Origin of the sequence: Bacteroides sp. Marseille-P3684 (assembly GCF_900291465.1) — a bacterium.
Taxonomy (GTDB): domain Bacteria; phylum Bacteroidota; class Bacteroidia; order Bacteroidales; family Bacteroidaceae; genus Phocaeicola_A.
Genome location: NZ_LT985808.1, coordinates 3,601,732 through 3,612,078 on the forward strand (window position 1 = coordinate 3,601,732; position 10,347 = coordinate 3,612,078).

Annotated in this window: 6 protein-coding genes and 1 CRISPR repeat array; of the genes, 4 read left to right on the forward strand and 2 right to left on the reverse strand. The window is 46.3% G+C overall.

From position 1 onward, the window contains the following. Positions 1 to 211: 211 nt before the first annotated feature. From cas9 to C8275_RS14145, 4 genes are all read left to right on the forward strand, one after another. Positions 212 to 3,889, forward strand: a complete 3,678-nt coding sequence (gene cas9, locus C8275_RS14130; RefSeq protein WP_106625634.1) for a type II CRISPR RNA-guided endonuclease Cas9 — start codon at positions 212 to 214, stop codon at positions 3,887 to 3,889. A gap of 65 nt (positions 3,890 to 3,954) precedes the next feature. Continuing rightward, on the forward strand, positions 3,955 to 4,842 hold the full coding sequence (gene cas1 / locus C8275_RS14135; RefSeq protein ID WP_106625635.1) for a type II CRISPR-associated endonuclease Cas1: 888 nt from the start codon (positions 3,955 to 3,957) through the stop codon (positions 4,840 to 4,842). Further along, entirely contained in the window at positions 4,839 to 5,177 is a 339-nt protein-coding gene (cas2, locus tag C8275_RS14140; RefSeq protein WP_106625636.1) for a CRISPR-associated endonuclease Cas2, read from the forward strand. Before cas1 ends, cas2 begins: the two co-directional genes overlap by 4 nt. A 90-nt stretch (positions 5,178 to 5,267) precedes the next feature. Beyond that, a CRISPR array of direct repeats spans positions 5,268 to 7,475; the repeat unit is 36 nt; unit sequence GTTGCGGTTTGATGTAGAATATTGATAAGGAACAAC. Between the two features lie 17 nt (positions 7,476 to 7,492). Next, on the forward strand, positions 7,493 to 7,723 hold the full coding sequence (locus C8275_RS14145; RefSeq protein WP_157948294.1) for a hypothetical protein: 231 nt from the start codon (positions 7,493 to 7,495) through the stop codon (positions 7,721 to 7,723). A 182-nt stretch (positions 7,724 to 7,905) separates the two neighbouring features. Here C8275_RS14145 and der read toward each other — a convergent pair whose 3' ends face one another. Next, positions 7,906 to 9,219 (reverse strand): ribosome biogenesis GTPase Der, encoded by a 1,314-nt coding sequence (gene der, locus C8275_RS14150; protein ID WP_022383336.1) that lies wholly within the window; start codon positions 9,217 to 9,219, stop codon positions 7,906 to 7,908. Between the two features lie 49 nt (positions 9,220 to 9,268). Beyond that, entirely contained in the window at positions 9,269 to 10,150 is an 882-nt protein-coding gene (gene era / locus C8275_RS14155; protein ID WP_022383337.1) for a GTPase Era, read from the reverse strand. Positions 10,151 to 10,347 lie beyond the last annotated feature (197 nt).

Genomic DNA, 10,347 nt, shown 5'->3' on the forward strand with positions numbered 1-10,347 from the left:
CGATTTTATCTCCATACGTTCGCCCCACAACGTTCCGAGGACGTATCCGAAGCACAAAAAAAGCCCCTCCGAAGAGGGGCGTAGGAGAAAACTCCTTCGGCATATAGCCTTATTGCGATAAGATGTAGATCTTATGGCACAAATGTAACAACTCATTTTGTCATATACAAGTTTATTCCTAGTTTTATAGACAACTTTTAATCACACAACCATGAGTAAACGCATACTAGGAATCGATGTAGGTACCAACAGCCTGGGGTGGGCTGTCGTTGACCGCACAAACTGTGACAATTATACCCTTGTCAAGAGAGGAGATGTGATATTCCAAGAAGGAGTAAACATCGAAAAGGGAAATATTGAAAAGTCAAGAGCTTCAGAGCGCACCGGGCATCGGAGCACCCGGAAGCATTATTTCAGAAGGAGGATGCTGAAAATAAAAGTGCTGGAGATACTTGTCGAACATCAGTTATGCCCCTATCTCTCCCACGAGGAACTGCACCAGTGGATGACGCGTAAGGTCTACCCTACTAACGAAGACTTCCGCCTGTGGTTACGGACCAACGATGCCAACGACCAGAACCCCTATCATGACAGGCATGTCTGCCTGCATGAACGGCTGGACCTCCGTCTGCAGGAGAACCGGTACAGACTGGGAAGAGCACTCTATCACCTGGCACAACGCAGGGGATTCCTCAGCAACCGACTGGAACAGAAGAGCAATACCGATGAAACCGGGGCTGTAAAGTCTGACATTTCCCAACTGAACGAGGAAATGGAAAAAGCAGGTTGCCAATACCTGGGCGATTATTTCTACCGGCTCTATCAGGAATGCGGCAATCAAGTCACCCTGCGCGCCCGATACACCGACCGAATACAACATTATCAGAAAGAGTTCGAAGCCATCTGCCAAAGACAGCAACTGGGCGACGAACTTGTCGACAAGCTGAGAAGAGCCATCTACTTCCAGCGTCCGCTGAAATCACAGCGCGCAGGTGTGGGAAAATGTACCTTTGAACCGGACAAACCGCGTTGCGCCCTGTCCCATCCGCGGTATGAGGAATTCCGCATGCTGTCTTTTCTCAACAATGTCAAGGTAAAAGGTCCGTCGGATGACAGCCTGCGTCCGTTGAGCCCCTCGGAAAAGGAGAAAATCAAGCCTTTGTTCTTACGCAAGTCAAAAGCCAACTTCGACTTTGAGGATATAGCCAAGGCCATCGCCGGCAAAGGCAAATATGCCTGCATCCGGGACAAAGAGGGAGCACAGAAACCCTACCAGTTCAACTATGCCCTTAGTCAAGGCGTCAGCGGATGCCCGGTCACGGCAAAGCTGACAGCCGTCTTCGGAGAGTCTTGGGAGCGCAACCTCGTCAATGCCTACCGCAGCCGGAACGATACGCGGAAATCGGACGAGGAGATTGTCAACGAAGTTTGGAACGTATTGTACTCATTCTCATCCAAAGAGAAACTCCGCGCATGGGGCATGGAGAAACTGGGACTGGACGAAGCCTGTGCCGGAGAATTTGCCGACATCACACTGCCGGCAGCCTTTGCTGCACTCAGCTTGAAAGCCGTCAACAAGATACTGCCTTTCCTGCGTCAGGGATTCATCTATTCGCATGCAGTGATGCTGGCAAACATACCTTATATTATAGGTATGGACAGGTGGAACGACCCCAGGCAACGTCAGTTCATCATGGACAACCTGCAAGAGCTGTTGGATAACTTCACTGCATCCGACAAGGCATTGCAACAGACCCTGGACTTCTGCATCAAGGACTTCCTGCTCAACAACTACGAACTGGCTCCGGGAAAAGCAGACCGGCTCTACCACCCCTCAATGATTGAGACATACCCGGATGCAAAGGCAGACGGACAGGGCATCTACCAACTGGGCTCTCCTGCAACAAACGCCATACGCAACCCGATGGCCATGCGCTCGCTACACATCCTGCGAAGGGTCGTCAACCAACTGCTTAAAGAAAAGACTATTGACTCCGAAACGGAAGTCCACATTGAATATGCCCGTGAATTGAATGACGCCAACCGACGTTGGGCCATCAACCAGTGGCAACGTGAACAGGAAACCCGACGCAAAGATTATGCCGAGAAGATTCGGAAAGTTTATGCTGACGAGTTCGGAAAAGTCATCGAACCGACCCAAGAGGAGCTTCTGAAATACCAGCTCTGGGAGGAGCAGCAGCACCTGTGCCTGTATACCGGGGAACAAATCGGACTGACGGATTTCATCGGCCCCAACCCCAGATATGACATCGAGCACACCATACCACAAAGTATGGGAGGCGACAGCACACGGATGAACCTGACGCTGTGTGAGCGGACATACAACCGAACGGTGAAAGGCAACAGGATGCCGTCGCAACTGGCGGAACATGAAAGCATCCTGACGCGGATAAAACCTTGGAAAGACAAATACGAAGAGCTGACCGTCAAAATAAATAAACTCCGTACGCATCCCGGCATGGACAAAGCATCGAAAGACAACATCATCCGCAAAAGGCATCTGCTGGAACTGGAACGTGACTACTGGTTCCAGAAATACCAGCGATTCACGATGACTGAAGTCCCTGAAGGGTTCAGCCTGAGACAAGGGACCGGTATCGGATTGATTGGCAAATATGCAGGGCTGTTCCTGAAATCGCTCTTCCACCATGTCAAAGAGCGCAACCGGAAACAGGTCTACGTCATCAAGGGCCCCATCACGGCTGAATTCCGCAGATTGTGGGGACTGCAGAACCTCTACGAACAGAAGTCACGGGACAACCATGCCCACCATTGCATCGACGCAATCGTCATTGCCTGCATCAATCCTACGGAATATGCACGGATGGCATCCTACTACCGACAGGAAGAAGACTTCCGACTGAACAAGGGAAACAAACCTGTATTCCCAAAACCTTGGGCTACCTTCACACAGGACCTCCAAGCACTGGAAGCAGAACTTCTGGTCGTACATGAGACACGGAACAACCTGACAAAGAAGACCCGTAAGAGAGTCCGGACAAAGGGCGGAAATGTCCTGTCAGAAAGCGACAGTGCACGCGGAAGCCTGCACAATGACACCTATTATGGAGCAATCCAAAAGGATGGCGTCATAAGGTATGTCGTGCGCAAAGCGCTGAGCTCCTTAAGCGAAAAGGACGTGAAAGACATTGTCGACAAGACTGTACGGGAGAAAGTGCAGGCGGCTATCCAGGAAAAGGGATTAAAAGAAGCACTTGCCGGCACCATCTATATGAACGAGGAGAAAGGCATCACCATCAAAAAGGTAAGATGCTTCACCAAAATCGCCTCACCACTGGCTATACGCAGGCACCGCGACGCTTCAGCGAAAGAGTACAAGCGGCCCTATTATGTCACGAATGAGTCGAACTATGTCATGGGAATTTATGAAGGGTGCATCAAGAAAAAGACCAAGCGTGAATTCATCCTGGTAAATAATCTGGAAGCCGTGCGACAACTCAAGACGGCACGAAAACAAGGCGTCGTCAGCTCGATACTGCCTCCCGTAAGTGCGAAGTCGCAATTCCCCTTGAAATACAGGTTGTACACGGGAACTCTGGTGCTGCTCTATGAGAACTCTCCGGAAGAAATCGATTTCACCAATCAGGCAGACATCTGCAAACGGCTTTACAAAGTCACTGGACTGTCTTCCATGACTGTAACCGGGAATCAGTATGGCACAATCCAACTGAGATACCATCAGGAAGCCCGGCAGGCAAAGGACCTAAAAGCCCAGAATGGAGCCTATAAAGAGGGTGAAGAACATCGCCCCGTCATTTTCCTGTACCATACACAATTTAAAGCCCTGGTTGAAGGTACCGATTTCCGCATGAATATCTTAGGAGAGATTGAGCCTCTCCGAAAATAACCGGGTTTCGTGTTGCGCATATCCGAGCTCATAAACAATTCAATAACCTATAAAACACAAATGCCATGTTAAAACGAAGTCTAGTCTTTGAAAATCCCGTTATCTTACGGCTGAAGGATAAACAACTTGTCGTATCCTTTAAGGAACTGCCTGATGAAAAACGTACGATTCCCATCGAAGACATAGGCTTCGTTTTAATCAATCACCCCATGGTATCCATCTCGATGCCCCTACTGAATGAGCTTGCTTCCAACAATATAGCAGTTGTATTCTGTGACGAGAAGGGATTGCCACAGTCCATGTTGCTCAATTTTGATTCCAACCTCACCCAAGGGAAGATTATCAGTGAACAGCTCGTTGCCGGAGAAGTCTTGAAGAAGAATTTGTGGAGGCAGATTATAGTCTCCAAAATCAAGAACCAAAGCCTGCTTCTGAATAAGCTGGGACTTGACGGAGAGTCTTTGAAGCCCCTGTACATGAATGTAAAATCCGGAGACAGCGACAATAAAGAAGGTATTGCAGCCAGACTGTATTTCAAGACTTTGTTCGGAAAGGAGTTCACCCGTGACCGTAATGCCGGTGGGATCAATGCCTTCCTGAATTATGGATATGCCATTTTGCGGGCAGCTACAGTCAGGGCAGCTCTTAGTTCCGGCTTATTCCCTGCCCTGGGCATTTTTCATCATCACAGGAGCAATGCTTTTCCATTGGCTGATGATATCATGGAACCATTCAGACCCTTCGTAGACGAAATAGTCTATGACTTGTTCCGACAGAACCAATCTGAACTTACCAAAGAAAATAAGGGTAAGCTGATAGCATCCCTGTATTGTGACACCTATTACGAAAAAGTTACCCGTCCACTTTCCGTTGGACTTTCCATCACGATGGCCTCTTTGGCCAAATGCTACATCAATGAACACAAAACACTCAACTTACCGTCGGTCAAATGAGCGAACTAAGACTTAATGCATATCATATCATGTGGTTATTTGTAATGTTTGACCTGCCAACCACAACCAAGAAAGAACGAGGATTGGCAGCCAAGTTCCGAAAAAGCCTGGAAAAAGATGGTTTCACACGCTTTCAATACAGCGTCTACATCCGCTTCTGCGGGTCTTTGGAAAGTTCCAAAGTCCATATCAAACGGGTAAAATCATGTGTTCCGCCTAAAGGCTCTGTAAGCATTTTGTCTGTCACAGACAAGCAATACTCCAACATCATCAACATTTGGGGTGAAATTGAGAAAAAGGCTTATCCGGAACCACAACAACTAGAATTTTTTTAATATTTTTGTTTCCAACAAAGCTCTTCATTTCGCAATTGTATCGCCATTATTGAACTTAATCATTGATTATGAATCAAATAAAGCGCATACGTTGCGGTTTGATGTAGAATATTGATAAGGAACAACATAGTTATTAATCAGCGGAGTGAATGCATTCGTTGCGGTTTGATGTAGAATATTGATAAGGAACAACCATGGCTTTTCAAGTAAGATTCAGTTTTTAGTTGCGGTTTGATGTAGAATATTGATAAGGAACAACTACATACTCTACACGGTACAGGATGTTGTAGTTGCGGTTTGATGTAGAATATTGATAAGGAACAACCTGGATAGCGAAGAACGGAATCGCGGAAAAGTTGCGGTTTGATGTAGAATATTGATAAGGAACAACACGCAAGCGAGCGAAAGCGGCAGTGTTTAGTTGCGGTTTGATGTAGAATATTGATAAGGAACAACGTTTGAGCCAGCAGAAGCGACACCAGCAAGTTGCGGTTTGATGTAGAATATTGATAAGGAACAACACGCTACGGCGGCACAGGCTACGCTGTCTAGTTGCGGTTTGATGTAGAATATTGATAAGGAACAACTCGTTCCATCTATGTTATGCAGTAAATGCAGTTGCGGTTTGATGTAGAATATTGATAAGGAACAACTCAAATTCTTGATTCATCGCGACCTGTCGCGTTGCGGTTTGATGTAGAATATTGATAAGGAACAACTACCCCTTTTCGATTCAGCAATGGACTATCGTTGCGGTTTGATGTAGAATATTGATAAGGAACAACTCGGCATTTTCGTAAGATTTCATAATTGTAGTTGCGGTTTGATGTAGAATATTGATAAGGAACAACTATCCCAATCCCGTTCGGCTAACCGTCGGAGTTGCGGTTTGATGTAGAATATTGATAAGGAACAACTAATGCAAGTGGAACATCAACCTATGAGTAGTTGCGGTTTGATGTAGAATATTGATAAGGAACAACTTGGCGAGTTCGCCCTGGCACGCGAACTGGGTTGCGGTTTGATGTAGAATATTGATAAGGAACAACTCGTCGGCTGAACATCATAGGCATGTTGGTGTTGCGGTTTGATGTAGAATATTGATAAGGAACAACCAGTCGAAGACCATCGAGAGCATCTTCGGAGTTGCGGTTTGATGTAGAATATTGATAAGGAACAACTTGCGCGGCTTCGGCCTTGGCGGCAATTTCGTTGCGGTTTGATGTAGAATATTGATAAGGAACAACAATAAGGAAGCAACAATACGTTAGGCGTGGGTTGCGGTTTGATGTAGAATATTGATAAGGAACAACCGGTAGTAAAACAGCCAGGGGCTGGAGTCGTTGCGGTTTGATGTAGAATATTGATAAGGAACAACTTTATCTAGTACATTAGCATTTTCATCTAAGTTGCGGTTTGATGTAGAATATTGATAAGGAACAACCTCGTAATGCCGTGGACGCTCCGCTCTCTAGTTGCGGTTTGATGTAGAATATTGATAAGGAACAACACATTATTTACAGGTAGTCCGGCGTCAAGGTTGCGGTTTGATGTAGAATATTGATAAGGAACAACTTATCAATTATCAGAGAACGTTATCCGGAGTTGCGGTTTGATGTAGAATATTGATAAGGAACAACTATATCATATTCTTATACTCTCTACAGTAGTTGCGGTTTGATGTAGAATATTGATAAGGAACAACAAGGGGTTGCGCGCCACACAGACCGACCCCGTTGCGGTTTGATGTAGAATATTGATAAGGAACAACTTGTTTTGATTCGCGTTTAAAATCCACGTAGTTGCGGTTTGATGTAGAATATTGATAAGGAACAACTCTTTCAACCGGGATACCTGATTAGAGGCTGTTGCGGTTTGATGTAGAATATTGATAAGGAACAACTGTCGGTCAAGCGTCTGCGCGACGAGTATGTTGCGGTTTGATGTAGAATATTGATAAGGAACAACTGACACCCTCCGAGCTCGAGTGGCTCAGGAGTTGCGGTTTGATGTAGAATATTGATAAGGAACAACCCGGGGCAATGTCAATAAACTGAATCAATAGTTGCGGTTTGATGTAGAATATTGATAAGGAACAACGCAAGGTGAATATAAAAGAGTTGTGACTATGTTGCGGTTTGATGTAGAATATTGATAAGGAACAACCTATAGATAAATGGTCAGCGGCGGCCCAACGTTGCGGTTTGATGTAGAATACTGATAAGGAACAACGTCGCGACAAATCATAAAGGCGGACGCGTGGTTGCGGTTTGATGTAGAATATTGATAAGGAACAACTAGCTTTACATACCAATATGAACCTAAAGTATCTACAAACGATGTTATTGGCTGGCAAAACAGTCTATATTTTAGACGATTTTGAAGAAGCTGCAGTACGTCTCATTTATGAAGATGAAGTCACTAAGGCTTATCTCAAGCATAAAGGGAGAAAAGAAGTTAGTATACCTCAATCTAACAAAACTGTGTGCGAAATCATTCTTGCAGGCAAAGAGATAACAAAATTTGAATATGAAAAATACGAATGAATCGCTACAAAAGCACATGCCGGACAAACTGACCAGACAGATACTGCCTGCATCTCCTCCTTCCACTACGCCCCAAAGTGAAGAGGAAGACGGTCGGATATAAAAAATCCCGCTACAACCACAAAAGCCATAACGGGATTATCTTATCCAGGAACAGTCCGGAAGAGGAAATGTTCACCAGCCTACTTCTGACGTATAAATATATTGATGGGAGTACCGCTCAACGACCAGCGTTCCCGCATCTTGTTTTCCAAGAAACGGCGGTAAGGCTCCTTCACATATTGCGGCAGGTTTGCAAAAAACACGAAGGAAGGTACCTTGGTGTTGGGCAGCTGCGTACAATACTTGATCTTAATATACTTGCCTTTGATGGAAGGGGGCGGATAGGCCTCGATAAGAGGCAACATTTCCTCATTCAGGCGAGCCGTAGAGATGCGTGTCGTACGGTTCTTATAAACCTGTTCGGCAGCCTCCAGCACCTTATAGATACGCTGTTTGGTGAGAGCCGACGCGAAAATAATGGGAAAGTCGGTAAACGGAGCCAAACGGCTGCGAATGGCGTTCTCAAACGTCTTCATCACCTTATCGCTCTTGTTTTCCACCAAATCCCACTTATTGACCACCACAACCAACCCCTTCTGGTTACGCTGAATGAGGGAGAATATGTTCAGATCTTGTCCTTCGACACCGCGTGTAGCATCCAACATGAGGATACACACATCGGAATTCTCTATGGCACGGATGGAACGCATCACCGAATAGTATTCCAAATCTTCCACCACCTTGTTCTTCCGACGGATTCCGGCAGTATCAACCAGATAGAAGTCGAAACCGAACTTCTCATAGCGGGTATAGATGGAGTCACGGGTTGTTCCGGCAATCTCAGTCACGATGTTGCGTTCTTCTCCAATGAAGGAATTGATAATGGACGATTTTCCGGCATTGGGACGTCCCACCACCGCAAAACGGGGGATTTCGTCATCCAGCAGCTCACCGGAGTCTTTCTTGAACTTACTGATTACCAAATCCAGCAAATCGCCCGTACCACTTCCGCTAAGAGCAGAGATACAATGAGGATCACCCAGCCCGAGCTTGTAAAACTCAGCTGCACTATATTGCAAATCATTGTTGTCAGTCTTATTGGCCACCACGATCACGGGCAGCTTGGAACGCCGCAGAATAGAGGCAACCTCCATGTCGAGGTCAGTCACCCCATTGACCACATCGACCAGAAACAGCACCACGTCCGCCTCGTCGATGGCTATGATTACCTGCTTGCGTATTTCTTCTTCAAAGATGTCGTCGGAATTGACCACCCATCCCCCGGTATCCACCACGGAGAATTCCTGTCCGTTCCATTCGCTTTTTCCATATTGGCGGTCGCGGGTCGTTCCGGCTTCATCGTTCACAATCGCCTGCCGTGTACGGGTGAGGCGATTGAACAGTGTCGACTTTCCCACATTGGGACGTCCGACAATCGCTACTAAGTTTCCCATAAATAATTTCTCTTTACTATGACGACTTCACAGTCTGTCAGGTTGTTATTCAATCCAGGTTGTAACCGAAGTTTTTCAACTCCTTATCTGAGCTGCGCCAGTCCTTATCCACCTTGACAAAGGTCTCCAGATAGATACTTTTGCCGAAGAATTTCTCCAGTGACTTGCGTGCTTCTGTGGCTACCTTCTTCAAAGCCCGTCCTTGTTTTCCAATGATGATGCCCTTCTGCGACTCCCGTTCCACATAGATGACCACATTGATGTGAATAGACTTCTCATCTTCCTTAAACTGCTCCACAGCCACTTCTACAGCATACGGAATCTCCTTGTCATAATACAGGAGAATCTTCTCACGGATGATTTCAGTCACAAAAAAGCGTGCCGGACGATCGGTCCATTGGTCTTTGTCAAAATAGGGAGGAGAATCGGGAAGCAGCTCCTTGATACGCTTCATCACCGCATCGATATTGAAACGGGCGGTAGCGGATATAGGGATAATCTCCGCTTTGGGAAGCAAACCATGCCACTCCTCGACAAGATTTGTCAGAGCATCCTGGTTGCTCAAGTCAATCTTGTTGATCAGCAGCAAAACAGGAACATCCATCGCCTGCACCTTCTGGATGAAGTCGAGATTCTTATCAGGCTTCTCCACAACGTCAGTTACATAAAGCAACACATCGGCATCTTTCAGTGCCGACTCGGAGAAGTTGAGCATGGACTCCTGCAACTTATAGTTTGGCTTAAGCACTCCCGGAGTGTCAGAGAAAACAATCTGCATCTCATCCGTATTGATAATACCCATGATGCGATGCCGGGTCGTCTGTGCCTTAAAAGTGGCGATGGATATACGTTCGCCGACCAGAAGGTTCATCAGGGTGGATTTCCCCACATTGGGGTTTCCCACGATGTTTACAAATCCTGCTTTGTGCATAAAGTCTTCAGTTGGTTTCGTTCATTATAGGACAAAAGAAGCTGTTTCAGGAAAGGATGGGTTTGTCATCATGCAAAAAAGCACGGACCTCAAGGATCTCACCGGTCGTCGAAACAAACTTCCCGCTGTGTGTATCCGTGAAATCCGTGCCTTCGATATTGCGTCCTTTTGAAACAGCTCTTTGTCAGTAGAAAAAC